The organism is Pseudomonas piscis (assembly GCF_009380155.1).
Taxonomy (GTDB): Bacteria; Pseudomonadota; Gammaproteobacteria; order Pseudomonadales; family Pseudomonadaceae; genus Aquipseudomonas; species Aquipseudomonas piscis.
The window spans coordinates 1-25,096 of sequence record NZ_WHUV01000003.1 but is presented as its reverse complement, the minus strand read 5'-3'; the positions used below and the strand labels follow the sequence as shown (position 1 = coordinate 25,096).

Below are 25,096 nucleotides of genomic sequence, written 5' to 3'. Positions count from 1 at the left end.
GGCACCCTGCCGCAGTCGCTGAGCAGCAACAGGGCGAAGTACGCGAGGCCCCGCAGCCAGGGTTTCACCAGCGGCTGAGGTCGCCGTAGATACGCTCGATCCGTACCCAGGCATCCGTGCTTTGCGCTACCGCCACCAGGTACTGGTTGCGGGCGCCAATCAATGTGCGCTGGGCATCGAGCACCTCGAGAAAGCTGAATTTGCCCATCTCGAAGCCACGGGTGGCACTGTCCACCGCGCTCTGGGCGGCGGGCAGGATGGTCTGGTTGAACGACTGCACTTCACGCCGGGCGGTTTCCCACTGCTCCAGGGCCTGGCGGGTCTCGGTACGCAGGCGCAGTTCAGTGGCGTTGCGCAGGTCCCGGGCCTGGTCGGCGCGGCGCGCGGCGGAGAGCACGTTGCCCTGGTTGCGATTGAACAGCGGCAACGGCATCGACAGGCCGACCAGGTTGATCCGGTCCTTCTTGCTGCCGTCTTCGTTCCTGCTGGCGTCGTATTGGCTGCCGATGCTGATGTCCAGGTCGGGAATGCGCTGGGCCTTTTCCAGGTCCAGGGACGCCTCGCGCTGGGCGATCTCCTGCTCTGCCAGGCGCAGCTCCGCAGTCTGGGGCAGGCGATTCAACAGCTGCGCTGGCGCCGGCGGCGCAGTGACGCCCCCGGACTGCTCCTGCACTGCGGAAAAGTCCGCGCTGGCGCTACCGGTGACCCTGGCCAGCTGCCGATAGGCGTTGTCCTGCTCCAACTGGCCACGATTGAGTTCCAGGCGGATCTCCGCCAGTTGCACCTGGGCCCGGGTGGCCTCCACCGGCGATGCCTTGCCGGCACCGACCCGCCCCTGGGCCACGGCAAGACCGCGTTCGGCCAGGGCCAGGGAGCGCCCGGCCAATTGCGTGCGCTCCTGGGCCCGCAGCGCTGCGTAGTAGGCGTCCAGTACATCGGCGCGCAACTGGTTGCGCCGCCGATCCAGCTCCAGGTCCGCGAGCCTCTGGCCCTGGCTGGCCACCTCCACCCGCGCGCCGCGCTTGCCCCCCAGTTCCAGGGTCTGGGTGAGCTTGACCGAGGTGGTGCCCTGTCCGCGCTTGGTGTTCTCGATATCCGTGGATAGCACCGGGTTGGGAATCAGCCCGGCCTGCTGGCGGGCGCCCTGGGCGATATCGATCTCCCAGCTCGCAGCGGCCAGTTCCGGATTGTTGGCAAAAGCCTTGGCCATGGCGCTGTCCAGGCTCAACACCGGTTGCCCGGCGGCATTCGCGGCTTGCCCCGCCAGGACCAGTAATAAAGCCGTGCAACAGCGCCTTGCGGCCCGGGCGCAGATTCTCGGGAAATTCGGCATATCAGGTTCCGACCCTTGCTGAAACGAAGTCTTGGCGCAGGCACGGCGGTATATACCGGTACATATAAAAGGGTTATTCGACCGATATGAATTACACCGCTGTACTTGTCGACAGGGAAATATTCAAGATCGGCCAACTTTAACTTTCGGTCCTTATCAGCAGGGTGGCGCAAAAATTACAAATCTGTAATCAAGGTTTACGGCCTAGGCTTCTGTATTAAGATCCCATCAACAAAGCCAAGTCCCACGGCACTTCCACGCCCACAAAGAGAAGTTCCACAAGCAACTTAACAACTTACCAACGACAACTTGCCCACAACTTAAATAATAACTTTCCAGTGTTTGTCGACTACCAATATCAATTGCAGAGAACTTCCTCAATATGCGCATCCTGGTTATCGAAGACGAACTCAAGACTGCCGACTACCTGCAACAAGGATTGACGGAAAGTGGTTATATCGTGGACTGCGCCAACAGCGGCGCCGATGGCCTGTACCTGACGCGCCAGCATGCCTACGACCTGGTGATCCTGGACGTCAACCTGCCGCAGATCGACGGCTGGGGCGTGCTGGACCAGATCCGCCAGTTCAGCAATACCCGGGTCATGATGCTCAGCGCCCAGGGCCGGCTGGCGGACAAGATCCGTGGCCTGGACCTGGGGGCCGACGACTACCTGGTCAAGCCGTTCGCCTTTCCCGAACTGCTGGCCAGGGTCCGTACCCTGATGCGCCGCAGCGAGCAGTCGCCGGTACCGGATGTGCTGCGGGTCGCCGATCTGGAGCTGGACCAGGGCCGCCACCGGGCCTTTCGCGGCAAGCAGCGAATCGACCTGACCACCAAGGAGTTCGCCCTGTTGCACCTGCTGATGCGCCAGAGCGGCGTGGTGCTGTCGCGGACCCAGATCATCTCCTTCGTCTGGGACATGAACTTCGATTGCGACACCAATGTGGTGGAGGTCTCGATCCGCCGCTTGCGGGCCAAGATCGACGACCCCTTCGAGCGCAAGCTGATCCATACCTTGCGCGGTGTCGGCTATGTGCTCGAGGAGCGCGACTGAGGGCCACCCTCAGTGCTGGTGCGCCTGTTCGTGAAAGCCTGACTGCTCCACCTGCAAGGTGACGTGGGCGATCTCGAAACGCTCCTGCACCAGCTCGCTGACCTCGGCCAGGATCGCCTGCTCGTCACGGCTGCCCAACTGGGCCACCAGGTGCGCGCTGAGCACGTTCTTGCCGCTGGTCAGGGCCCAGATATGCAGGTCGTGCACATCGCTGACCCCTGGCACGCCGCGAATGCCCTGCTCCACCTGGTCGATATCGATGCCTTCGGGCACACCTTGCAGCAGCACGTTGGTGCTTTCCCGGAGCAGGGTCCAGGTCCGTGGCAGCACCCACAGGCCGATGGCCGCGGCCACCAGCGAATCGACCCAGCCCCAGCCGGTGTACATGATCACCAGTGCGGCGAGGATCACCCCCAGCGAGCCGAGCATGTCGCTCCAGACCTCCAGGTAGGCGCCCTTGACGTTGAGGCTCTGGCTGCTGCCGGAGGCCAGCAGGCTCATGGAGATCAGGTTGACGATCAGCCCCAGCACTGCGATCACCAGCATTCCCGTGGACTGGATCTCGGGCGGTGCCTGCAAGCGTTGCCAGGCCTCGAAGAGGATGTAGAAGGCCACCACGAACAACAGCAGGGCATTGAAGGCCGCGGCGAGGATTTCGAATCGCGCATAGCCGAAGGTGCGCTTGCGGTCCGCCGGGCGCTTGGCGACCTGGATCGCCACCAGGGATATCGCCAGCGCCAGGGTATCGGTGAGCATGTGCGCGGCATCCGACAACAGCGCCAGGCTACCGGTGACGAAAGCGCCGATGACCTCGGCGATCATGAAGCTGCCGGTCAGCCCCAGGGCCATCCACAATTTGCGTTCGTGCCCGGCCCGTACCTGTCCGTGACTGTGTCCTGCGCCCATGGAGCCTCCTGCGGTGTGGTGGAAAACCTCGGCCTGATGATAGTCCGGTTGAGCGCCGGACAGGCTCGGCCGGGCGAATTGTCATCGGGCTGTTATCTGCCGGTTATCCAGCGTGCCACCAGGGCCACTCGCGGCCCGCGCGCTCATGTCGCTTTTGTGCCGGCCGCGGCCCTGTAGAATGCCCGCTTCATTCTTCGCCCAAGGGATCGCCATGCCTCGCCAGCCCCGGATCTTCGCTCTGGCCACCGCCCTGCTGCTCGGCGCCGGCGGCGCTTGGCTGCCAGCGCGAGCAGCAGCCCTGGACTGCGCGCACATCCAATACAGCCAGCAGGTCGATCGCTGTGCCCAGCAAGACAAGGAGCTGGCCGACAGCGCCCTCAACCAGAGCTACCAGGCGCTGCTGGAGCGGGTCCACCAGCGTTATCCCGGCAACCTGCTCCAGGAGCAGGAGTACCTGGGCAAGCTGAAGAACGCCCAGCGCGCCTGGATCAAGTACCGCGACAGCACCTGCGTGCTGGAGGCGGTCGACGTGGAGCCGGGCAAACCGGCCCACACCACCTTGATCAACCGTTGCGTAACCCGCCTGAGCAACGAGCGCAGTCACTACCTGGACCAGTTGCTGGTCGACTGAAGCCAGGCCGCCAGCTCAACAGCAGCCGGCTTCCTGGACCTGGGACCGGCGGGCCTCGCCGACCCGGGTGCCGAAATACCCGGCACTGGCTGCCCCGATCGCCCCCATCACCGCGCAGAAGATCACGCAGATCCAAGGACTCCAGGGCATCAGGGCGATCAACAGCAACGGGGTGATGCTGGCCCAGAGGGCATAGGCGATGTTGTAGGTGAAGGAAATCCCCGAGACGCGGATCCGTGCCGGGAACAGCCCGACCATCACCGACGGCACGGCCCCCACCACGCCGCACCCCAGGCCGGCGATGGCGTAGGCCAGGCCGATCCAGGCGCCACCGTTGATCAGGCAGCCGTAGAGCACGGCGATCCCCAGGGGCAGCAGCAGGCTGTAGAACATCACCGTGCGCCAGGCCCCCAGGCGGTCGACGAGCAGGCCCGCCAGGACACAGCCGAGATTGAGGAAGACGATGCCCAGGCTGCTCAGGGCGAAGGTGTGGCTGGCGCTCATGCCGAAGCTCTTCTGCATCATGGTCGGGGTGATGACCACGAACACCACCACCGCCGAGGTCAGCACGCAAGTGAGGATCAGGGCTGGCAGGATCGCCAGGCGGTGTTCGCGCAGCACCGTGCGCAGGGGCAGTTCGCTGGCGTTCTCGCGTTGTTGCTGCAGGGCCATGAACACCGGGGTCTCGCCCAGCCAGCGACGCAGCCAGACACCGATCACGCCGAATACCCCGCCGAGCAGGAAGGGATAGCGCCAGGCGTGGTCGAGGATTTCCTCGGGGCTGAAGACCTGGGCCAGGAGGGTTGCGGTCAACGCCCCCAGCAAATAGCCGAAGGTCAGTCCGGCCTGGAGAAACCCCAGGGCATAACCGCGATGGGCCCGGGGAGCATGCTCGGCGACGAACACCCAGGCACTGGGCACCTCGCCACCCACCGCGGCGCCTTGCAGGACCCGCAGCGCCAGCAGCAACAAGGGCGCGAAATAACCGATCTGGGCATAGGTGGGCATGCTGCCGATCAGCAGGCACGGCAGCGCCATCATCAGGATGCTCAGGCTGAAGACCTTCTTGCGCCCCAGGCGGTCGGCGAAGTGGGCCATGAGGATGCCGCCCAGGGGCCTGGCCAGGTAACCGGTGACAAAGATCCCGAAGCTCTGCAACAGCCGCAGCCACTCGGGCATTTCCGGTGGAAAGAACAGCTGGCTCAGGGTCAGGGCGAAGAATACGAAGATGATGAAGTCGTAGATTTCCAGGGCCCCGCCCAGGGCGGCCAGGCCCAGGGTCCTGTAGTCGGCGCGGGAAAAACGCGCCGTCGATTCGCTGGCAAGGGTCATGAGGGCAACTCGGGTGGCACAAGACAAGGGCGCCATGGTCTACGCAAAAGTCCCGGGGAACAAGCCGTTCCCCGCACCGGGCGCAGATTCAGTTGCCCTTGGCCAGGGCGATGGCGGCCTGGATCGCCGCGCGGGCCTGGGGGCTGTTCTTCCAGCAACTGGAACCCACCAGGGAGGAGGCCCGGGTCACGATATCCAGGGCGTCGGCGCCAGCCAGCTCGGCCAGGGAGGCGATGCCCAGCTGCTCCAGGCGCCCCACCACCGTGGGTCCCACACCCTTGACCTGGAGCAGCGCGGCGCGTTCTTCGGGGGAAAATGTCATGTGCGTTCAATCCTTTGCAGTACGTGGCAATTGCCGCATTCTTGCACAGTTCTCGACCGCCCCAGCCCGGGGCGGCCGACCTCCTTACAAACATAAGAAAACACGAGGTATCCACGTGGCCGCCGATATTCAAGATAGCCGCTCCGCCCGCTTCGCCCTGCGCTGTTCGAACTGGGCCGAGCGCTGGTTTCCCGACTCCTGGGTGTTCGCCGCGCTGGCGGTGATCATCGTCGCCCTGGCCACCCTGGCCATGGGTGCCAAGCCCACCGATGCAGCCATGGCCTTTGGCGACGGTTTCTGGAGCCTGATCCCCTTCACCATGCAGATGGCCTTCGTGGTCATCGGCGGTTATGTGGTGGCCAGCTCGCCGCCAGCGGTGAAACTGATCGACAAACTGGCTCGCATCCCGGCCAACGGCCGCTCGGCGGTAGCCTGGGTGGCACTGATCTCGATGCTCGCCTCGCTGCTCAACTGGGGCCTGTCCCTGGTGTTCGGCGGCCTGCTGGTCCGGGCCCTGGCCCGGCGTACCGAGCTGCGCATGGACTACCGCGCCGCCGGCGCCGCGGCCTACCTGGGCCTGGGTGCGGTCTGGGCCCTGGGGTTGTCATCCTCGGCCGCGCAATTGCAGGCCAACCCCGGCAGCCTGCCACCTTCGATCCTGGCCATCACCGGGGTGATCCCCTTCACCCAGACCATCTTCCTCTGGCAGTCGGGCGTACTGCTGCTGGCGCTGGTGGTGGTGTCGCTGGTGATCGCCTACGCCACCGCCCCCGGCCCCGGCAGCGCCCGTGACGCCCAGGCCTGCGGGGTCGATCCCAGCTTCAGCCTGCCCAAGGCGCAACCACGCACCCGCCCAGGCGAATGGCTGGAACACAGCCCGCTGCTGATCATCCTCCTGGCCCTGCTGGCCGCCGGCTGGCTGTATCACGAGTTCGCCACCAAGCCGGCGATCACCGCGATCTCCGGGCTCAACACCTACAACTTCCTGTTCCTGATGACCGGGGCCCTGCTGCACTGGCGCCCGCGCAGCTTTCTCGATGCCGTGGCCCGGGCGGTGCCGACCACCACCGGGGTGCTGATCCAGTTCCCGCTGTACGGCTCCATCGCGGCGCTGATGACCGTGGTCAAGGGCGTGGACGGCCAGACCCTGGCCCATCACATCTCGACCTTCTTCGTGCAGATCGCCTCCCACGATACCTACGCCTTGCTGATGGGCCTGTACTCGGCGGTACTGGGCTTCTTCATTCCCTCCGGCGGCGGCAAGTGGATCATCGAGGCGCCCTACGTGATGCAGGTGGCCAACGACCTGCAGTACCACCTGGGCTGGGCGGTGCAGATCTACAACGCTGCCGAGGCCTTGCCGAACCTGATCAACCCCTTCTACATGTTGCCGCTGCTGGGCGTTCTGGGCCTGAAGGCCCGGGACCTGATCGGCTTCTCCTTCGTCCAGTTGCTGGTACATACGCCCCTGGTGCTGATCCTGCTCTGGGCCCTGGGCACGACCCTGGCCTACCTGCCACCCATGACCCCCTGAGCATCGCCCAGGCTCCACAAGCCGCCCTGCGCGGCTTGTGGATAACTCCCGGCATAGCCCGGGCTTGAGCGGTTCCACCGAAGCCAACCCACCCCTGCGTCGCTGTAGCTTTTTTGTCATATTCGGTTGTTACCGTGCCTGCGAAATACTTTGTAACGATTACCCGGACAGACGAGCAAGGAGCCGCCATGAGCGACGATACCGACCCGCGTGACACCAAGGAAAACGCTGCCGAGCACCCCACAGGCACCAGCCGCCGGCGCTTTTTGGGCGGGGCCGCGGTGCTGGGCGTCGGTGCCACCCTGGCGGCTTGCGGCAAGACCGGCGACCCCCAGTGCAAGCCCGATGAGCGCCCGCTGTCGCCCACCGAACTGGACCAGGCGCTGCACGAGCAGGTGCAGACCGTGGTGGTGATCTACGCCGAGAACCGCAGCTTCAACAACCTGTTCGCCAACTTCCCCGGGGTCGAGCAGCCGCTGGCGGCCCTCAAGCCCGAGGCGTTCCAACAACGCGATCGCGATGGCCGCCTGCTCGACAAGCTGCCGCCGATCTGGGGCGGCCTGCTGCAAGTCGGTCCGCAGACCCTGGATGGGGTTACCTATCCGGTGGAAAGCCAGTTCCAGGAAAACCTGCCCAACGCCCCATTCCCCCTCAAGGGACCACAGGGCGAGGACCTGCCCCTGGGCCTGGTGACCCGCGACCTGTGGCATGTGTTCTACCAGAACCAGATGCAGATCAACGGCGGCAAGAACGATGGCTTCGTCGCCTGGGCCGACTCCGGCGCCCTGCCCATGGGCTACTACGCCCAGACCCGCTACTCCCTGCGCTTGTGGGACGTGGCCCGGGAGTTCGTGCTGTGCGACAACTTCTTCCAGGGCGCCTTCGGCGGCTCCTTCCTCAACCACCAGTACCTGATCAGCGCCAGGGCGCCGTTCTACCCGGATGCAGCCAACTCGGTGGCCAAGTCGCAGATCGCCACCTTGCAGGGCGACGATCCCAAGGGCACCCGTCTCAAGCCCCTGGAGAAATCCCCGGCCAGCGCCATGGACGGTGCGCCGCAATTCGGCCCCAGCGCGCTGACCCCGGACGGCTACGCGGTCAACACCATGGCCCCGCCCTACTGGCCGACCTGGATCCGCGACCCGGACCGCCCGGACTACGCCAAGCCCGACTTGCCCAGCGTGTTGGTGCCCCAGACCCACGAACACATCGGCGACAAGCTGTCGAAGAAGAATGTCGACTGGGCCTGGTATGGCGGCGCCTGGCAGGCCACCCTGGAGCAGTTCAAGGATTCCGGCGGGATTCCCAAGATCCCCAACTTCCAGTACCACCACCAGCCGTTCAACTATTTCGTGCGCCAGGGCCCGGAGAACCCGGGCGAGCGCGCCAAGCGCCTGCGTGACGGCGGTCTGGGCGACGAGTCGAGCAGCAACAAGTTCTTCGCCGACGCCGAGGCCGGCAAGCTGCCGGCGGTGACCTTCTACAAGCCCCAGGGCAACCTCAACCTGCACGCCGGTTATGCCGATGTCGCCGCCGGCGACCGGCACCTGGACCGGGCGCTGAAGGTGCTGCGCGAGAGCCCGCAGTGGAAAAACATGGTGGTGGTGGTCACCTTCGACGAGAACGGCGGCTGGTGGGACCACGTCGCACCGCCCCAGGGCGACCGCTGGGGCCCGGGGACGCGGATCCCGGCGCTGGTGGTCTCGCCGTTCGCCCGCAAGGGCACGGTGGACCATACGGTCTATGACACCGCCTCGGTCCTGCGGCTGATCACCCGGGTGTTCCAACTCGAGACTCTCGACGGCCTCAAGGAGCGCGACCAGGCCATGGTCGCTCGTGGCCAGAAGCCCATGGGCGACCTGACCAACGCCCTGCACTTCAAGGCCTGACCCGGCCCCCGGTGCGCCATTGCCGCCAACCAGGGGCGGCAATGGTTGGCGCGCCCCTATAATAGCCATGTGACATCATTTTCTTTACCCATTCCCCCGCCGGGTAATATCCTGCGCGCCTCTTATTCGTTTCAGCCGTTATACCCCCGCCAAGGAGTTCGTCGTCATGATCGTAGGCATCGACCTGGGAACCACCAACAGCCTGGTCGCGGTCTGGCGCGAAACTACCAGCGAACTGGTGCCCAACGCTCTGGGGCAGCTCCTGACGCCCAGCGTTGTGGGCCTGGACGACGAAGGCCGGGTCCTGGTGGGCCAGGCCGCCAAGGAACGCCTGCATACCCATCCACACCTGACCACCGCGCTGTTCAAGCGCTACATGGGCAGCAACACCGAAGTACGCCTGGGCGAGCGCTCCTGGCGCCCGGAAGAACTCTCGGCGCTGGTGCTCAAGAGCCTCAAGGAAGACGTCGAGCGCAGCTATGGCGAACCGGTGGTAGAAGCGGTGATCAGCGTGCCGGCCTACTTCAGCGACGCCCAGCGCAAGGCCACGCGGATCGCCGGCGAGCTGGCCGGGCTCAAGGTCGAGAAGCTGGTCAACGAACCCACTGCCGCCGCCCTGGCCTACGGCCTGCACCAGCGTGACAAGGAAACCTCGTTCCTGGTCTTCGACCTGGGCGGCGGCACCTTCGACGTGTCGATCCTGGAACTGTTCGACGGGGTCATGGAGGTCCGCGCCAGCGCCGGCGACAATTTCCTCGGTGGCGAGGACTTCGACAGCCTGTTGCTGGAGCACTTCCTCGCACAACAGGCCCAGGTCCCGGACTTCCCCGAGCGCCAGAGCGTGCTCCAGGCCCTGCGCCGCGAAGCCGAGCGCGTGCGCCGGGCCCTGGGCCAGGACAGCAGCGCCGAATTCAGCTTGCGGGTGGACGGCCGGCAGTGGACCCAGACCATCACCCAGGCCCAGTTGGCGACGCTCTGCGCGCCCCTGTTGGAACGCCTGCGCCTGCCCATCGAGCGGGCCCTGCGCGACGCGCGGATCCGGGTCAGCGACCTGGATGAAATCCTCCTGGTCGGTGGCGCCAGCCGCATGCCCCTGGTGCGCAAGCTGGCAGCCGGGCTGTTCGGCCGGTTTCCCTCGATCACCCTCGACCCGGACCAGGTGGTGGCCCAGGGCGCTGCGGTGCAGGCCGCGCTCAAGGCACGCAGCCTGGCCCTGGAAGAGGTGGTGCTGACCGACGTCTGCTCCTACACCCTGGGTATCGAGACCACCCAACAGCACGGCAACCAGTTCGAAAGCGGGCACTACCTGCCGATCATCGAGCGCAACAGCGTGGTGCCGGTGAGCCGGGTCAAGTCCGTGCAGACCCTGCACGACAATCAGGACCATGTGCTGCTGAAGATCTTCCAGGGCGAGAGCCGCCTGGTGCGCGACAACGTCGCCCTGGGCCAGCTGGAAATCAAGGTGCCCAAGCGCCCGGCCGGGGAAGTCTCGCTGGATGTGCGCTTCACCTACGACATCAACGGCCTGCTGGAGGCCCAGGTGACCATTCCCCTGACCGGGGACAGCCACTCGCTGGTGATCGAGAACAACCCGGGCGTACTGACCCCGGAGGAAATCCAGGAGCGCCTGCTGGCCCTGGCGCAACTGAAGGTCCACCCTCGGGACCAGCAGGCCAATACCCTGCTCAGCGCTCGCCTGGAACGCCTCTACCAGGAGAGCCTGGGGGAACTGCGCGAGCAGGTCGGCTACTGGGCCGGACAGTTCCAGCAGATGCTGGACACCCAGGACGAGCGCCGGATCCGTGAACTGCGCAGCCAGCTCAACGAGCAACTGCAGCGCCTGGAAAACGGCCACTGGCACTAGGAGCCACCCATGGACTGCTGGTCGGTGCTGGAGCTGCCACAAGATGCCAATGAACGAGAGATCAAGCGCAGCTACGCCCGGCAGTTGAAGAGCGTGCGGCCCGACACCGATGCCGAGGGCTTCCAGCGCTTGCGCGAAGCCTACGAACGGGCCCTGCAACTGGCCCGCTGGCGAACCAGCGAGGCTGCGCACGAGGCGCAACAGCCAGCAGCCGACAACCTGCGGCAATGGTCGACCCTGGTGGAACTGGCCCCTTTGCCAGTGCCCGGCCCCGCTCCGGTGCCGGTGCCGGTGCCGGTGCCGGTGCCGGTGCTACGATCGCTGCAGGACGGCCTGGACGCCAGCAACCTGCCACAGCGCTGGCAGCAGGCCCAAGAGCAGGACTGCGCCGAACCTTTCCTCAAGCATTTGCTGGCAATCTGTTACGACACTCCCGGACAACACCTGGCGCTGATCGAATGGGCCGTGGCCCACCTGGATTGGCTGACGCCCTGGCAACGCCCGTCGATGACCGCCTTGCAGGAAGCGGTACTGGTACAAGGCCTGTTGCAGCAATATCGCCGAGTGCTGGAAGAACTGCTGGCCGCAGGCCGGGACCGGCAGTTCCTCGAATGCCTGGGCGGCTACTGCGCACAGCCCTGGCTGCAGATCTTCGACCATCGCCAGTACTGGCAGGGTGAGGTCCTGGAACTGTTGCATCAGCAGCCCTGGCCGGCGTCGGTGTTCGAAGGGGTATGCCAGCTGTTCGGCTGGGATGAAAAGCGCGGCGCGACCCCGGAACCCGAATGGATGTGGCGAGCGCTGGCCGAGCGCTACCAACAGGAAGCCTTCTACCAGAAGCTAGAGGCCGATGCCGCCAACAACGCGGATACCACGCCCCAGTCCGCAGCCGCGCGGCTGTTCCTGACCCCGCCGTCCCGGCGCCGCCAGGTCGCCCTGGTCCGTCACTTCCAGAGCGAACACTGGCAGGCCTGCCTGGAGCTGTCGCATACCTTGGCCTCGCGCTTCCCGGCCCTGGTGGAACGCCTGCCCCAGCACGACCTGTTGTTCTGGAGGAGCCTGGTTCCACGCCTGATAGGTGTGGACAACTGGATACGCTGCAGCCTGGGCAGCGGCCTGGCCCTGGGCCTGTACTTCATGCCCAGGCCAGGCTACGGCCCTGAGCTGGCGCTGATCCTGGGGCTGGTCTGCAGTGCCATGCTGGGAGGGTTCGGGATCCTCCTGCTCAGCAATTGGCAACAATTGATTGGCCACTTGCTGTTACCGGACCTGTGGTTGACCGAGCGCCTGGTGCCCAAGCGCCTGAATCCAAGGAGCTACTGGCTCATCCTGCGCCACGGAGTGCCGCAATTGGTGATGCTGGCGCTGTTCGGCTTCTGGCTCGGTCTGCTCGGAATGCTCGGCTACCTGGGCTTTGTCCTGATCGGTTGGCTGCACTCAGGACGCATCGGCCAGGCGAACCCGCAATTCCATGCCCGGCATCCGTGGCTGGGGGCACTGCACTGGAATCACTTCAGCCCATGGCAACCGGTGTACCTGTTGCTCATGGTGGTGCTCGTACGCGCCTGCCAGATCCATGGCCTGGGCTTTCCCCTGACCCGCCTGATCCCGGGGTAGGTACCGACAAGCGGCCGGATGGAAGGTATTTTTTCAGCGCCGGCTGTCGCTGCGCCCGGCGCTGTACCAGTATGTCTTGCCCCCTTCGACGGGGTTCACGCTGAAAAGGATCTGAGCATGTTGAAACTCGCAGGACTGACCCTCGCGCTGGCCGCCGCTACGCTGAGTTCCACCGTCATGGCCGATGTCGAGGTCGACCTGGGCAGCCCGCAACGGGTGACCCGGCTGTTCGCCTTTCCCAACAACTGCAACGTCATCTGCTATCGCGACTGGACCCTGGAACAGACGGTGGCGCACTACCTGACCCAGAGCGTGCAACGCGATGGCTATGCCAACGCCAAGGTCAGCGTCAAGACCACTGGCGACAAGGTCATGGCCTCGTTCAGCGGGGTTCCGGCGGGCTACGGCAAGCCCCTGGGCGCCTTGCTGGACGCCGGCGACCTGGCCTACAAGGGCGCCAGCCAGCTCAACAGCGACGGCAAGTGGGCCTACAGCTGGTACCTGTTCCTGCCCTTGGGCATGGCCCTGGAAAACCGCAAGAGCGTCGAGCTCCTGCACTTCCCGCCGGACTACTCCCTGACCCAGGCCCAGGACTACCTCGAATCGGCTACCACCGATCGCTGGGCCACCCTGCTGGTCGCCAACGGCATCGACGCCACGCAGACCCCGGCCTACCAGACCATCGTCGACATCGCGCCGATCGCCGCACCGTCCAATGCCGGCAAGGACCTGGAAGGCGTCTACGGCTACTTCAACAACTACCAGACCACCATGGTCAAGGAGGTCAGCCAGGGCAGCAGCGGCGCCGCCCTGCCGATGGTGGCCTTCGGTGCGCCGGTGCGCAGCTGGCTCAAGCAGCAGTACGGGGTAACGGTGAATGTGCTGGGCCTGGCGCAGATCAGCCCCAGTGCCGGGCTCAAGGTGCCGGTACTGGGCTCCAACCACCCGAGCTACATCTGGTATGCGGCAGATCCGGCCAACTACGACGATGATGAAACCAAGGCCGATGCCGCGGGCTTGAAGGTGATGGGCCAGGATTTGAGCGCGGCCTGCTGGCAGGCGGGAATGGGCAGCAAGCCGGGTAGCGATGCGCAGGCGCAGTTGAACAGTTGCACCCAGACCTGGCAGGTGACGCAGAAGGCCAAGACCTGCGAGTTGTTCTACACCTCGATCCGCAAGCTGGACCAGCAGCAGGCAGCGGCCAAGTGCGCCAGCGCAGCGGTCAAGAGCCAGTTGCTGCAGCTCCAGTCCCCCGCACCGGCACCCAGCACCGAAGTGCCACACCTGTGAGGTCGCGCCAGCGTCGGCCCGGACCGGGCCGGCGCTGGGCGCTGCAGGTGCCTCAGGGCGAGCCCACCGGGCGCAGGCGGTACTGCGGCGGCAACTGCTCGGGGCCGCTGATGGTGGTGTTCAGGCTCTTCCAGCGGCCATCCTTGATCCCATAGATGCAGCCGTGGATCGACAGGCTCTGCCCACGATGCCAGGCGTTCTGCACGATGCTGGTGTGACCGACGTTGGCCACTTGCTGGATCACGTTGAGTTCACACAGGCGGTCGACCCGCTCCTCTTCCGTGGTCAGGGCCCCCAGCGCATCACGGTGTTCGTAGTAAAGGTCGCGGATCGAACGCAGCCAGCCATCGATCAGGCCCAGCTGGCGGTCCTGCATCGAGGCCCGTACACCGCCACAGCCATAATGGCCGGTGACCAGGATGTGCTTGACCTTGAGTACATCCACCGCGTACTGGATCACCGACAGGCAGTTGAGGTCGGTGTGCAGCACCACATTGGCCACGTTACGGTGTACGAACAGGTCGCCCGGCAGCATGCCGACAATCTCGTTGGCCGGCACCCGTGCGTCCGAACAGCCGATCCACAGGTACTCCGGGGTCTGCTGGCGGGCCAGCTTGGAGAAGAACTCCGGATCCTGCTGCTTGATCGCTTCGGCCCAACGCTCGTTGTTATCAATCAGGTCTTGTAGTTCGTTCATGCTGTGAAGCCTCAGGAATGATGCGCAGGTTTGACAGACGACCTCCGGCCGGGGTCACGCGCGATGCGGCAGATACCGGTCATCCCATGGGGGGAATCTTCGGCAAGGGGCTCGGTCCACCCCTACAAGCCCCTGAAGTTCGAGGACCTTCCATGACTGAACCACGACGCCCCTACAACGCGCCCCAACCCGAGCCCATCGATGACGACCAGGACCGCATGGGTTCGATGGAGGAATTGCATTTCGACGACCAGGCCCCGGTGGCTGGCGGCGACGGCCCGGCCACCGAGGACGGGTCCACCGCGAACGACCTGAGCCCGGAGATCCTGACGCCGGAAGATGGCGCCCGCTCCGTCCGGGAGAAAGGGGCCAGCCGGCCCGCCGACTGGGACCTGAGCATCGTCGACGATTCGCAGATCGGTGGTGGCTCGGGCCTGGATGAAGCCGAGCTGGCCAGGCGCAAGCCACTGGATGACCAGCGCTGAGGAAAGCGCCGGCTGGCGCGGCTCAATCCACCAGGGTGCAGGCCATGACCAGCGCATCTTCGCGCCCGCCCACCGCCGGGTAGTAGTCGCGGCGGCGCCCGACCTCGTTGAAGCCATAACGCTCGTACAACCGATAGGCGGTCTGGTTGCTGGAGCGCACTTCCAGGAAGCATTCCCGGGCGTCCTTCTGGTAGGCACGCTTCATCAGTGCCTCCAGCAGGTGCAGGCCCAGGCCGCGGCCCTGGTTTTCCGGCTTGACGGTGATGTTCAGCAGGTGGGCTTCGTCGATGATCACCTGGATCACCCCGTGCCCCACTTGCTGGCTGCCTTCGAACATCAGCCAGACTTCATAGGATTTGAAGGCATCCATGAAGATGCCGCGGGTCCAGGGGTGGCTGAACGCGGCATATTCGATCTTCAGGATGGCATCCAGGTCCGCCTCGGTGGCCAGGCGGAAGGTCAACGCGTCACTCATCGCTACTCTTACTCATCATTGCTTTTCCAGCGCGCCATCAACCGGCGCATGGCTTGCCAGACGTCGGCCTTGCGCTGCGGCTCGTCCATCAACAGTTCCAGCCCGGGCAAGGCCCAGGCCGAGCCCAGGCCCTCGACCTCCAGCTCACGGTTGTAGGACTCGGCATCGGCCTCGCCGGCAAAACGTATCGCCGGCAGGCCCACCAGCCACAGGCAGGCGCAGGGTTGTTCTTCGACCCGCATGCCGACGAAGGCCTGGACGAAATCCCGTGCGGCCTCGGGGCCCTGGTCCAGGTTGCCGCGGGTCAGGCGCGGCCAGCGCACCGGCTCGGCGAGGATCTGCGGGCTGTCCGGCAGGCCGGCGGCGCGCAGCATGTCCTTGAGCAGCAGGTAGGCCGGGTCGCGGCTCTGGAACGCCTCGCCGGTGGGCAATTCCACCAGCAACAGGCAATGTCCGGCCCGCAACAGTTGCAGGGCGAAGCGCGGCGGTGGGACCACCGGCGCCTTGACCACCGGGGCGGCTTCCTCGTCCTCGACCACGGGCTTGGCGACCAGACGGGCAGAGGCCGCAGCCGGGCGCGGCACTTCGATCTTCGGCCGCTCGACACTGCGCGCCACCGGGGCCGCTGCGGCCCGGGCCTCGGCGACGGGCGCAGGCGGCGCCTCCACCACCGGCTCCGGCAAAACCAGCAATTCGGGGCGCGAGGGGGCGGCAAAGGGCAATTCGCTGCGCGGCACCCAACTGACCACCTGCATGGCGGACAGATAAGCGCGACGACGGGACTCGATAAGCAAGGGTCGGCCACTTGTGGATAACTGAGGTGGGGGATTCTACCGTCCTTCGCCGAAGATCGCCCGCAGTTGATGCAGCGCAAAAGCGACAGTCCGTCTCCTTACTGGATCCTGGGTGAATCGTCGGCCCCCTGATGCAGTACAATCGCCGCTTTTCATTGCCAACCAGCCGGCCATTCCGATGATCGAACCCAAGCGCGTGTTGCGCGCCCTCGCCGAACACTGGGCACTTCTGGAGCCACTGTGCGAGCACTTCGACCAAGGCACCCTGAGTCTTGCCGAACTGCGCTCACAACTGGCCACCCAGCAACTGGACAGTACGCCCCAGGACATCACCAACCTGCTGGACGTATGGATACGCCTGGACATCCTGGTCCCGGTGGCGAAAAGCCCGAACCGCTTCGAGCTCAACGCGCAGATCCACGACTTCCTCGCCTACCTGCGGCGTGAACACCGCCTGGGCCTGTGCCTGGAGATCGAAGCCTACCTGCGCCACCTGGAGCGCCTGGCAGGTTACATCCAGGACGCCTTCGAGATCCGCGACGGCCACGACCTGGCGCGCCAGCTGCGCCTGCTGGACATGCGGGTACGCGATGTCCTGAAGAAACTCGCCAACGACGAACAGGCCCTGGTGGCGGTGGCCGAACGGGCCAAGACCAGCGACCGGCAGATCCCCCTGCGCCAGCGCTACGCCGAGGTGCTGGCCACCTGGGACGAATACGTCGAGCCGATGATCCAGCTGGTGAACGCCGACGGCGCCTTCGAGCAGGGCGTGCGCAAGGTGGAGAACGTGCTGCTGCGCATGCTCACCGAACAGCAGCGCCTGGGCCACCTGGTGGACGACGACATGCTGCTGCGCACCCACGCGCGGATCCTGGAGATGCAGACCAGCGCCCAGCTGACCCTGCGCCATGCCCGGGAACTGCTGCTGCCGCTGCGCGAAGAAGCCCGCCGGCACAATGCCGTGACCCGCGGCGCGGCCCTGGCCCTGTCGGTCATCCGGCGCAAGGGCATCGATGCGGTGCCCCAGGCGGCGATGCCGATGTTCACCCGCCCGCAGAGTACCTTCCTCGGCAGCTCCGGCCAGGTGGAGGCCTATGTCTACGCCCTGGCCCGCTTCGAGCCCAAGCCGGCGCGCTTCCCCAAGGCCCACAAGACCCACAAGGGCCTGGCCCCCAAGGCACCGCGCACGGTCCGGGAAATGCTCGAACGCTGCGAGAACGCCCTGCCGATGCCGGACCTGATGAGCTGGCTGCTGGACCAGGAACCGGACGGCGCCACCGACGAGCTGCTGTACTGGTTCTCGCGCCTGTCCCGGGAAAAACGCTTCAAGCGCGAGCGTCTCGAACGCCGCGAATACCACACCCAGGAGCACCAGGTCAGCCTGCGCTCCTTCGCCCTGCTCTCGGCTCGCGACGACCAGCCCGAGCAAACTGCGAGTAATGCCAATGCATCTTGATCTTTCCGAACTGTCCCAGCTGGCGCCGATCTTCCGCGAGCTGTTCAAGGGCTACCACGTCAGCCGCCGCGATCCGGAGCTGTACGCGCAACTGTCGAACTTCCAGGACCAGTACCGCACCCTGTTCAAGGCCCTGGGCTTCGAGCTGGTGTGCGATACCCGCGGCTTCTATTACTTCGTGCCGGAAAACGCCGCGGCGCAGGTGAACAAGACCGCCCAGCGCCTGGCGCTGTTCACCTTCATCCTGGTGGAGCACCTGGCCGACCAGGGCCGCGACCCGATCGCCGTGCTCGACGGCGGCAGCCTGGGTCGCGACGAGCTGCCCTCGCTGCTGGACAAGTACCGCGACCTGTTCATCCAGGCCGAAGTGCAGACCCAGGAAGAGCTGGAAGAAAAGATCATGCGCCGCATGACCCAGCTGGGCTTCGCCCTGGAGGAGCCGGGGATCTACCGCTTCCTGCCGCCGATGCACCGCTTCCTCGACGTCTGCCTGTCGGTACAGCAAGACCGCGACCTGGCGGCCAGCCTGCACAGCGTGCTGCCATTGCCGACCCCGGTGCTGGTGGACGAGGACAGCGACGAGAAACTGCTGCAAACCGATGACCCGCTGGACCTGAGCGAATTCGACGAGTCCGAGGAAAGTGAAGAAGACGCGCTGGCCCGGGCCATCGCCGAAGAACAGGAGCTCGACGCATGAGCAAGGAACGCTACGGCATCCGCCGCTTTGCCCTTTTGAACACCGCTGGCTACAGCCTGGGCCTGTTCCCCCTGGAAGAGCCGCTGTCGGTCTACGGTGCGAACAACCTGGGCAAGTCGGCGTCGATCAACGCCCTGCAATTCCCGATCCTGGCGCGCATGTCGGACATGAGCTTCGGCAAGTACAGCCTGGAGCAGTCGCGGCGCTTCTACTTCGCCTCCGACACCAGCTACATCCTGGTGGAAGTCTCGCTGCCCCACGGCCCCCACGTCATCGGCGTGTCGGGACGCGGACCGGGTGGTGGCTTCGGCCACCAGTTCTTCGCCTACGCCGGACAACTGGACCTGGCCCACTACCAGAAGGACGACACCTGCCTGCGGCAGAAAGAGCTGTTCACCAACCTGGAGCGCCATGGCCTGAAGGCCTACGAGCTCAAGCCCGATGAACTGCGGCGCCTGCTGGTCGGTGGCCACACCTCGATCCCGCTGGACCTGACCCTGATTCCGCTGCGTTCCACCAGCGAACAGAGCCTGAAGACCTTCCGCGCGCTGTTCATCAACCTGCTGCACATGCGCGAAATCACCGCGGCCAAGCTCAAGCAGCTGTTCCTCGATGCCTTCGAACACAGCCTGCGCTCGGGCAGCGTCGACTACATCGCCGCCTGCGACGAGGCGTTCCGCGATGTGCGACGCATGGAGCAGGACTACAACTCGCTGGTGGCCGCAGGCCCGCTGGTGGAGGCCCTGGCCAACGGCGTGAAGCAACGGGACATCCTGCGCGGCAAGCTGCATCGCCTGTCGCCGCTGCTGGACTCGCTGCTGGGCACCTGGTCGGACTACGCCAGTGCGCGCAAGGAAGAGCTGACCATCCAGGCCGAGCACTACCGCAACGAGCAGGACGCCCTGCAGAACGACCAGCGCAGCAGCACCCAGGAAATGATGCGCCTGGAGCGGGAAATCACCGGCACCCAGCGCTGGCTGGGCGAGCTGTCGGTGCTCAAGCACCGCTTCGCCCTAGTGGATGACGTCAAGGTCCTGGAGCAACAACTGCTGGCGGCCAAGGATGCCCACGACGAACTGGCCGGCGCCCTGGCCCAGTCCCGGCAGTTCTCCGCCGAAGACCTGGAAGAGCGCCTGCGCGACCTGGAAAAACGCCTGAAGTCGGTGAAGCAGCAGCTCGACCACGCCGACAACAACAGCTACGCCCGCCTGCGCGAGGAGTTCTCCCAGCAGGATGTGGAACGCCTGATGCGCCTGTTCAACAGTGCGCTGTTCAGCCTGCCCCTGGGCGAGCACGGCATCGCCCTGGACGACAATGGCGAGTGGGTGAAATCCGTGGAGCTGATCCTCGACGGCTTCAAGGGCGAGCGCTTCGAAGTGCCCGGTCTGACCATCGACATCTCCCATATCGAACCACCGGCGTTGCAGGCCCTGGCCGACCGCGCGGCCCTGCGCGACCAGAAGGAGCGCCTGGAGAAGGAGCTCAAGCAGCTCAAGACCCAGGCCGCCGTGGCCGCTGACCGCGCCGCGAGCAAGACCCAGACCGAAGCCCTGTACCAGCAGGTACTGGATGCGCAGAAAGCCCTGGAAGACTTCCGCCGGACCCAGACCCTGAGCGCCGAGGAAGGCGAGAAGCTGGAACAGCTGGCGCAGATGGAGGCCGCCCAGGACGAACTCAAGCGCTCCAGCGACGCCTTCACCGAGCGCGTCCAGCAACTGTCGGCCAAGCTGCAACTGGTGGGTCGCCAGATCAGCGACATGGAAGCCAAGCAGCGCACCCTCGACGACGCCCTGCGCCGTCGCCAGCTGCTGCCGGCGGACCTGCCGTTCGGCACACCGTTCATGGACCCGGTGGACGACTCCATGGACAACCTGCTGCCGTTGCTCAACGACTACCAGGACAGCTGGCAGGGCCTGCAGCGGGTCGATGGCCAGATCGAGGCGTTGTATGCCCAGGTGCGCCTCAAGGGCGTGGCCAAGTTCGACAGCGAGGATGATGTCGAGCGTCGCCTGCAATTGCTGATCAACGCCTATTCGCACCGCACCGAGGAAGCCCTGACCCTGGGCAAGGCGCGCCGTGCGGCGGTCACCGACATCGCCCGGACCCTGCGCAATATCCGCAGCGACTACGACAGCCTGGAACACCAGCTGGCGCTGTTCAACCGCGAGATCAACAAGCGCCAGGTTTCCAACCTGCAGAGCTTCCGCATCGTCCTGGCGCCGAACAAGGAGGCGCTCAAGCACATCGACCAGATCATCCACAGCGCCGGCCAGTACGAGGAAGGCGAGACCCTGTCGGTGTTCGACCTGAGCCAGAGCGCCGAGCAGGACAACAAGAACGAAGAGGCCAAGGAGTACCTGGCGCGGCTGGTGGCGGCCAACCACAACCAGCTGGGCCTGAAGGACCTGTTCGAGCTGGCGTTCGAGATCACCAAGGTCAACGGCCAGCCGGTGATCCATACCGACATCGATGGCGCGGCGTCCAACGGCACCACCATGACCATCAAGGCGCTGACCAACATGTACTTGTTGCTGCACTTGATGGACCGCGACCAGGCCGGGCGTATCCGCCTGCCCTACTACCTCGACGAGGCGGCGGACATCGACGAACGCAACCAGGCGGCGCTGCTCGAGACCAGCCTGCAACTGGGCTTCGTGCCGATCCTGGCCAGTGTGAAGCCGCAGGTTTCGGCCCAGGTGGCCATCGACCTGGAAGGCGGTAGCGGTCCGAACGGCATCTATATCGATGAAGCGGACTGGAAGTTCATCCGGCGCCACGACCAGGTCAAGGCGGTGATGAACGAACACGCCGAGGATCAAGCACAGGCGGAGTTGGACGAAGCCTGATTTCCCTGCGCTGAAACACAAAGGCCGCCCTCTTGCGAGGGCGGCCTTTTTTATTGGGTTGGCGCTAGCGCGTCACTGGGGCGGCCGGTTGCTTGCCGAGGGGAATCTTCGGCGCCCAGGTCAGCCATTCATCCTCGAACTGATCGAACAGCGGGAAAGTCTGCTCGGGCCGCGCCGGGTTGCCCATGCGCTCTCCCTCCGGGGTGGCGAAGGCGATACCGCCCTGGATCAGGGTCTCCAGGGATTCAGTACGCACGGTCGCGCCCTTGAACAGGCCGAAATCCACGCCAAAGCCGCTGCTGTTCCAGAAGCGTGTGCCACCGCGTACCAATGGCGCGTACTTGGGCTCGATAAGAATGTGGATCAGGACCCGATCGGCCGTTTGCCCCAGTTCGTAGCCAGTGACCTTGCCCACCGTTATCTCGCGGTAGGTCACCGGTACGCCGATCTTCAGCGATCCACGCCGGGCAGCGCTCAGCACCAGGCTCAGGCCAGGCTCCTGGACACTGGCCTGTGGTGGCTGTGGCAGGGCCACGAAGCTGGTTTGCGCGCCGAGGTTTTTCTCCGGTGGCTGGACCTCGATGTACTGGCCGGTGACCAGGGTCTCCAGGTTCGAAGTCTTCATCAAACCCAACTCGGGCTTGACCACCCAGAACTGGCTACCGACCCGGGCAATACGCTCAGGCACCTCGGTGATGCGCGCCTTGAGCATCACCGACTGCATATCGGGGCTGAGGGTGACTTGCTCGAGCTTGCCCACATCCAGGCCCTTGAAGCGCACCGGGGTGCCGGCACGCAGGCCATCGGCGCGATCGACCTTGATCTGCACCACGATGCCGCGCTGCGCCGCCTCTTCCTGGTTGGCGAACAGGCGGAACCGCGGGATGCGTTTTTTCAGCGGTACATCGGGTATTGGCGTATCGAAAGCGATGCCGCCGGCCATCAAGCTTTGCAACGACTCGCTCTTGATCTGGATGCCACCGGTCAAGCCACCCGTGAGGGTGATGCCGCTGACATTCCAGAAACGAGTCGAGCCGTTGACCAGCTTCTCGTACTCCTTCTCGATATGGACGCCGATCACCAGCTGCTTGCGGGTGTGGGAGAACTGGTAGCTCTGTACCGCGCCGACCTTGACCTGTTTGTAGAGGATCGGGCTGCCGACCTCCAGGGAACCGAGGTTGTCGGTGAACAGCACCATGTGCAGGCCCGGTGTGCGCAGGTCCAGCGGTGGCGCCTTGGCCCGAGCCTCGAATTCACGCTGCGGTGCGGCGCCCTTGTCGCCGGGGCGAACGGCGATGTAGTTGCCCTTGAGCAGGGCCTCCAGCCCGGTAATGCCCGCCAGGGTGATGGATGGCTTGACGGTCCAGAACTGGGTCCCCTGCACCAGGTAGTCTTCGGCCAGCGGGTCGAGGGTCAATTCGGCGGTGGCGCTGGTCAGGTCGGCATCGACTTTCAGGGCTTTCAGGCTGCCGACCTGGATGCCCTTGTACATCACTGGCGTATGCCCGGCCTGCAGGCCTTCGAAATCGCTGAGCTTGACCTTGACCCGGATACCGGCCTGGGCGGCGTCGAAGTCTTCGTAGAGGCGAAACGGCAGGCTCGGGTCAGTCGGCGGGCTGTCCTTGCGATTCTCCGGAGTGGCGAAGGCAATACCACCGGCGACGATGCTGGCCAGGGATTCGCTGCGGATTTTCAGCCCGCTCAGGTTGGCGTCGACACTGATGCCGCTGGCGTTCCAGAAACGCGTGTGCTTGCGCACTAGGCTGGCATAGGTCGGCTCGATGTAGACCTTGAGTTCGACGGTGCTCTGGTCTTCGGAGAGCAGGTAGCTCTTGATCTGGCCGACCTGGATCTGTTTGTAGAACACCGGACTGCCACGGGTCAGCGAGCCCAGGCGCTCGGCCTTGATGGTCAGGTGCAGGCCGGGCTTGGCATCGGACAGGGGCGGCTCCTCGACCAGCGCGGTGAACTTGCGGGTCGGTTCTCCACCTTCTCCCGGGCTGACGGCGATGTAGTTGCCCGAGACCAGGGTTTCCAGGCCGGTGATACCGGCCAGGCTGACGCTCGGCTTGACCAGCCAGAAGCGCGTGTTGGTCTTCAGGTACTGCTCGACATCCTTGCTCATCTCGACGGTGGCGACCACGCCCTTGGAGCTGCCCTCGTCATCCAGTTCCAGAGACTTGACCTTGCCCACGGGCATGCCTTTGTAGAACACCTCGGTCTTGTTGGCCTGGACGCCTTCGCCGCTTTCAAAGCGTAGCTGGATCAGGATCCCGGTCTCGCTGTAGGCGCGCCAGCCCAGCCAGCCACCAATGACCAGGGCAATCAGGGGCAGCACCCAGATGGCCGACCAATTGGAAGCCGGTCGGGTTTTGGCAGTAGGCAAATCACTCATGGTCGTCGTCCGACTCCGTGTTGTCCCAGATCAGTCGGGGATCGAAGGTTATCGCAGCCATCATGGTGAGGATCACCACACTGGCAAAGGCGACCGCACCGAGGTTGGCTTCGATGCTGGCCAGCCGGCCAAAGTTGACCACCGCCACCAGGATGGCGATGACGAAGATATCCAGCATCGACCAGCGGCCGATGAATTCGATGAAGCGATACATGACGATCCGCTGCCTAGCCGACAACGGTTGGTGGCGTTGCACCGAGAACAGCAGCAAGGCGATACCCACCAGCTTGAAGGTCGGCACCAGGATGCTGGCGACGAATACCACCGTGGCGATAGGAATCATGCCGTGCTGCACCAATTGGATGACACCCGACATGATGGTGCTGGGGCTGCCTTGGCCCAGGGCGCTGACCGTCATGATCGGCAGGACGTTGGCCGGGATATAGAGGATGGCCGCCGTGATCAGCAATGCCCAGGTCCGCAGGATGCTGTTGGGACGACGGGCATGGACCTTGGCTCCACAACGTGTGCAGGACTGGCTGTGACTGTCGGCCTGCTGCCGGTTCAACTCATGGCATTCGGTACAAATCAGGATGCCCGCATCAATCGCCCGCATGCACGTCTTCTCCGGATAACGCCTGCCAGACCTGGTGTGGCGACATCACCACTTCCAGCCAGACCTGGATCAACAGCAACGCGATAAAGCACACCAGGCCCGGGCCCACGGTAATGGACGCCATATCGGCCAGCTTGACGATGGCTACCAGCACCCCCATGAGGTAGACCTCGAGCATGCCCCAGTCGCGCAGGTGGTGATAAATACGATAGAGCAACAGACCGTAGCTTCGACCGATGCACCAGCGAATGCTCAACAGGACCAGCAATTGGCAGATCAGCTTCAACAACGGGATGCCCATGCTGCAGAGGAACACCACCACTGCCACGCCTTGCATGCCCGTGTCGAACAGCCCTAGAACTCCACTCCAGACCGTATCGTCGGAAGACTGCCCCATGAGATCGAGCTGCATGATGGGCAGGAAATTGGCCGGCACATAGAGCAGCAAGGCGGCGATCACCAGGGCCAGGCTGCGTTGGACGACGTTGTGCCGGTGGGCATACAACTCGTAACCGCAACGCGGGCATTGGGCTTTTTCACCATGGGCGAGTCTTGGCTTGCGCATCAGCAAGTCGCACTCATGGCAGGCGACCAGATCATCCAGCGGCAATTCCGACACCCCGGGGGTATCAACCGGATCCAGCATAGAGGGCTCGGGAATTGAGAAAAATAGCCACTATTCTAGTGTTCCGATTCGAAAATAACTGTGCAAATTTGTCCTCGAATCGGAATGTTTTTCGTCCGCGCAAAGACAAAACCCCAACTGCTTTCGCAATTGGGGTTTCGGAATTTAATCTTGACGATGACCTACTCTCACATGGGGAAACCCCACACTACCATCGGCGATGCATCGTTTCACT

The 25,096-nt window shown here is 64.7% G+C and carries 21 protein-coding genes; 11 read left to right on the top strand and 10 right to left on the bottom strand.

Translation table 11 applies throughout. From position 1 onward, the window contains the following. Nucleotides 1-64: 64 nt before the first annotated feature. Nucleotides 65-1,333 carry a TolC family protein gene (locus GDH07_RS16870; protein ID WP_053132101.1) on the bottom strand — a complete coding sequence of 423 codons (1,269 nt, stop codon included), beginning with the start codon at nucleotides 1,331-1,333 and terminating at the stop codon, nucleotides 65-67. 382 nt (nucleotides 1,334-1,715) lie between these two features. On the opposite strand from GDH07_RS16870, the gene GDH07_RS16865 reads away from it, so the two are divergent. Further along, a complete protein-coding gene (locus GDH07_RS16865) occupies nucleotides 1,716-2,390 on the top strand; it encodes a heavy metal response regulator transcription factor (protein WP_053132105.1) in 675 nt (224 codons plus the stop codon). Between the two features lie 9 nt (nucleotides 2,391-2,399). Here GDH07_RS16865 and GDH07_RS16860 read toward each other — a convergent pair whose 3' ends face one another. Further along, entirely contained in the window at nucleotides 2,400-3,296 is an 897-nt protein-coding gene (locus tag GDH07_RS16860) for a cation diffusion facilitator family transporter (RefSeq protein ID WP_053132110.1), read from the bottom strand. Between the two features lie 211 nt (nucleotides 3,297-3,507). Here GDH07_RS16860 and GDH07_RS16855 point away from each other — a divergent pair, with 211 nt between their 5' ends. Further along, a complete protein-coding gene (locus tag GDH07_RS16855; protein ID WP_053132113.1) occupies nucleotides 3,508-3,927 on the top strand; it encodes a lysozyme inhibitor LprI family protein in 420 nt (139 codons plus the stop codon). A gap of 15 nt (nucleotides 3,928-3,942) precedes the next feature. On the opposite strand, the gene GDH07_RS16850 is transcribed toward GDH07_RS16855, so the two are convergent. Next, nucleotides 3,943-5,259, bottom strand: a complete 1,317-nt coding sequence (locus tag GDH07_RS16850; RefSeq protein WP_103326751.1) for an MFS transporter — start codon at nucleotides 5,257-5,259, stop codon at nucleotides 3,943-3,945. A gap of 88 nt (nucleotides 5,260-5,347) precedes the next feature. After that, nucleotides 5,348-5,581 carry a Pathogenicity locus gene (locus tag GDH07_RS16845; RefSeq protein ID WP_053132117.1) on the bottom strand — a complete coding sequence of 78 codons (234 nt, stop codon included), beginning with the start codon at nucleotides 5,579-5,581 and terminating at the stop codon, nucleotides 5,348-5,350. A 115-nt stretch (nucleotides 5,582-5,696) separates the two neighbouring features. On the opposite strand from GDH07_RS16845, the gene GDH07_RS16840 reads away from it, so the two are divergent. The 5 genes from GDH07_RS16840 to GDH07_RS16820 all read left to right on the top strand — a co-directional run bounded on the left by GDH07_RS16840 (nucleotide 5,697) and on the right by GDH07_RS16820 (nucleotide 13,775). Next, a complete protein-coding gene (locus tag GDH07_RS16840; RefSeq protein WP_085594650.1) occupies nucleotides 5,697-7,115 on the top strand; it encodes a short-chain fatty acid transporter in 1,419 nt (472 codons plus the stop codon). 188 nt (nucleotides 7,116-7,303) lie between these two features. Beyond that, on the top strand, nucleotides 7,304-9,004 hold the full coding sequence (locus GDH07_RS16835; protein WP_152898341.1) for an acid phosphatase: 1,701 nt from the start codon (nucleotides 7,304-7,306) through the stop codon (nucleotides 9,002-9,004). A 166-nt stretch (nucleotides 9,005-9,170) separates the two neighbouring features. Continuing rightward, nucleotides 9,171-10,868 (top strand): molecular chaperone HscC, encoded by a 1,698-nt coding sequence (locus tag GDH07_RS16830; protein ID WP_152898340.1) that lies wholly within the window; start codon nucleotides 9,171-9,173, stop codon nucleotides 10,866-10,868. Between the two features lie 9 nt (nucleotides 10,869-10,877). Continuing rightward, on the top strand, nucleotides 10,878-12,485 hold the full coding sequence (locus GDH07_RS16825) for a J domain-containing protein (RefSeq protein WP_152898339.1): 1,608 nt from the start codon (nucleotides 10,878-10,880) through the stop codon (nucleotides 12,483-12,485). Between the two features lie 117 nt (nucleotides 12,486-12,602). After that, nucleotides 12,603-13,775: a hypothetical protein gene (locus GDH07_RS16820; RefSeq protein WP_152898338.1), complete on the top strand. Its 1,173-nt coding sequence runs from the start codon at nucleotides 12,603-12,605 to the stop codon at nucleotides 13,773-13,775. Between the two features lie 52 nt (nucleotides 13,776-13,827). Here the strand turns inward: GDH07_RS16820 and can are convergent, their stop codons facing one another. Next, nucleotides 13,828-14,472 (bottom strand): carbonate dehydratase, encoded by a 645-nt coding sequence (gene can / locus GDH07_RS16815; RefSeq protein WP_053132134.1) that lies wholly within the window; start codon nucleotides 14,470-14,472, stop codon nucleotides 13,828-13,830. A gap of 152 nt (nucleotides 14,473-14,624) precedes the next feature. Here can and GDH07_RS16810 point away from each other — a divergent pair, with 152 nt between their 5' ends. Beyond that, nucleotides 14,625-14,957, top strand: a complete 333-nt coding sequence (locus tag GDH07_RS16810) for a hypothetical protein (protein ID WP_053132136.1) — start codon at nucleotides 14,625-14,627, stop codon at nucleotides 14,955-14,957. A 22-nt stretch (nucleotides 14,958-14,979) separates the two neighbouring features. On the opposite strand, the gene rimI is transcribed toward GDH07_RS16810, so the two are convergent. Both rimI and GDH07_RS16800 read right to left on the bottom strand, forming a co-directional pair. Beyond that, entirely contained in the window at nucleotides 14,980-15,432 is a 453-nt protein-coding gene (rimI, locus tag GDH07_RS16805; protein ID WP_053132139.1) for a ribosomal protein S18-alanine N-acetyltransferase, read from the bottom strand. An 8-nt stretch (nucleotides 15,433-15,440) separates the two neighbouring features. Next, nucleotides 15,441-16,226 carry an energy transducer TonB gene (locus GDH07_RS16800; RefSeq protein ID WP_152898337.1) on the bottom strand — a complete coding sequence of 262 codons (786 nt, stop codon included), beginning with the start codon at nucleotides 16,224-16,226 and terminating at the stop codon, nucleotides 15,441-15,443. 178 nt (nucleotides 16,227-16,404) lie between these two features. Here GDH07_RS16800 and mksB point away from each other — a divergent pair, with 178 nt between their 5' ends. The 3 genes from mksB to mksF are packed head-to-tail and all read left to right on the top strand — an operon-like array spanning nucleotide 16,405 to nucleotide 21,225. After that, the gene (gene mksB, locus GDH07_RS16795) at nucleotides 16,405-17,682 is read left to right on the top strand and encodes an Mks condensin complex protein MksB (RefSeq protein ID WP_053132175.1); all 1,278 of its coding nucleotides are present in this window, start codon (nucleotides 16,405-16,407) and stop codon (nucleotides 17,680-17,682) included. Further along, nucleotides 17,672-18,379 carry an Mks condensin complex protein MksE gene (mksE, locus tag GDH07_RS16790; protein ID WP_053132143.1) on the top strand — a complete coding sequence of 236 codons (708 nt, stop codon included), beginning with the start codon at nucleotides 17,672-17,674 and terminating at the stop codon, nucleotides 18,377-18,379. Before mksB ends, mksE begins: the two co-directional genes overlap by 11 nt. Continuing rightward, nucleotides 18,376-21,225 carry an Mks condensin complex protein MksF gene (mksF, locus tag GDH07_RS16785; protein WP_152898336.1) on the top strand — a complete coding sequence of 950 codons (2,850 nt, stop codon included), beginning with the start codon at nucleotides 18,376-18,378 and terminating at the stop codon, nucleotides 21,223-21,225. The genes mksE and mksF overlap by 4 nt, the downstream gene beginning before the upstream one ends. Before the next feature lie 64 nt (nucleotides 21,226-21,289). On the opposite strand, the gene GDH07_RS16780 is transcribed toward mksF, so the two are convergent. From GDH07_RS16780 to GDH07_RS16770, 3 genes are read right to left on the bottom strand one after another with little or no spacing between them, the layout of a single operon-like run. Next, complete coding sequence (locus GDH07_RS16780) at nucleotides 21,290-23,620, bottom strand: PqiB family protein (protein ID WP_053132148.1); 2,331 nt, start codon at nucleotides 23,618-23,620, stop codon at nucleotides 21,290-21,292. Beyond that, a complete protein-coding gene (locus tag GDH07_RS16775) occupies nucleotides 23,613-24,236 on the bottom strand; it encodes a paraquat-inducible protein A (RefSeq protein WP_053132151.1) in 624 nt (207 codons plus the stop codon). The genes GDH07_RS16780 and GDH07_RS16775 overlap by 8 nt, the downstream gene beginning before the upstream one ends. After that, complete coding sequence (locus GDH07_RS16770; RefSeq protein WP_152898335.1) at nucleotides 24,223-24,882, bottom strand: paraquat-inducible protein A; 660 nt, start codon at nucleotides 24,880-24,882, stop codon at nucleotides 24,223-24,225. The genes GDH07_RS16775 and GDH07_RS16770 overlap by 14 nt, the downstream gene beginning before the upstream one ends. Between the last annotated feature and the right edge of the window lie 214 nt (nucleotides 24,883-25,096).

Excerpts from the sequence above, each read along its gene's own strand:
- mksE (WP_053132143.1), top strand. The coding sequence starts at position 17,672 with ATGCATCTTGATCTTTCCGAACTGTCCCAGCTGGCGCCGATCTTCCGC.
- can (WP_053132134.1), bottom strand. The coding sequence starts at position 14,472 with ATGAACGAACTACAAGACCTGATTGATAACAACGAGCGTTGGGCCGAA.
- mksB (WP_053132175.1), top strand. The coding sequence starts at position 16,405 with ATGATCGAACCCAAGCGCGTGTTGCGCGCCCTCGCCGAACACTGGGCA.
- GDH07_RS16845 (WP_053132117.1), bottom strand. The coding sequence starts at position 5,581 with ATGACATTTTCCCCCGAAGAACGCGCCGCGCTGCTCCAGGTCAAGGGT.
- GDH07_RS16825 (WP_152898339.1), top strand. The coding sequence starts at position 10,878 with ATGGACTGCTGGTCGGTGCTGGAGCTGCCACAAGATGCCAATGAACGA.
- GDH07_RS16860 (WP_053132110.1), bottom strand. The coding sequence starts at position 3,296 with ATGGGCGCAGGACACAGTCACGGACAGGTACGGGCCGGGCACGAACGC.
- GDH07_RS16855 (WP_053132113.1), top strand. The coding sequence starts at position 3,508 with ATGCCTCGCCAGCCCCGGATCTTCGCTCTGGCCACCGCCCTGCTGCTC.
- GDH07_RS16820 (WP_152898338.1), top strand. The coding sequence starts at position 12,603 with ATGTTGAAACTCGCAGGACTGACCCTCGCGCTGGCCGCCGCTACGCTG.
- GDH07_RS16770 (WP_152898335.1), bottom strand. The coding sequence starts at position 24,882 with ATGCTGGATCCGGTTGATACCCCCGGGGTGTCGGAATTGCCGCTGGAT.
- GDH07_RS16835 (WP_152898341.1), top strand. The coding sequence starts at position 7,304 with ATGAGCGACGATACCGACCCGCGTGACACCAAGGAAAACGCTGCCGAG.
- GDH07_RS16810 (WP_053132136.1), top strand. The coding sequence starts at position 14,625 with ATGACTGAACCACGACGCCCCTACAACGCGCCCCAACCCGAGCCCATC.
- GDH07_RS16775 (WP_053132151.1), bottom strand. The coding sequence starts at position 24,236 with ATGCGGGCGATTGATGCGGGCATCCTGATTTGTACCGAATGCCATGAG.
- rimI (WP_053132139.1), bottom strand. The coding sequence starts at position 15,432 with ATGAGTGACGCGTTGACCTTCCGCCTGGCCACCGAGGCGGACCTGGAT.
- GDH07_RS16850 (WP_103326751.1), bottom strand. The coding sequence starts at position 5,259 with ATGACCCTTGCCAGCGAATCGACGGCGCGTTTTTCCCGCGCCGACTAC.
- GDH07_RS16865 (WP_053132105.1), top strand. The coding sequence starts at position 1,716 with ATGCGCATCCTGGTTATCGAAGACGAACTCAAGACTGCCGACTACCTG.
- GDH07_RS16870 (WP_053132101.1), bottom strand. The coding sequence starts at position 1,333 with ATGCCGAATTTCCCGAGAATCTGCGCCCGGGCCGCAAGGCGCTGTTGC.
- GDH07_RS16830 (WP_152898340.1), top strand. The coding sequence starts at position 9,171 with ATGATCGTAGGCATCGACCTGGGAACCACCAACAGCCTGGTCGCGGTC.
- GDH07_RS16780 (WP_053132148.1), bottom strand. The coding sequence starts at position 23,620 with ATGAGTGATTTGCCTACTGCCAAAACCCGACCGGCTTCCAATTGGTCG.
- mksF (WP_152898336.1), top strand. The coding sequence starts at position 18,376 with ATGAGCAAGGAACGCTACGGCATCCGCCGCTTTGCCCTTTTGAACACC.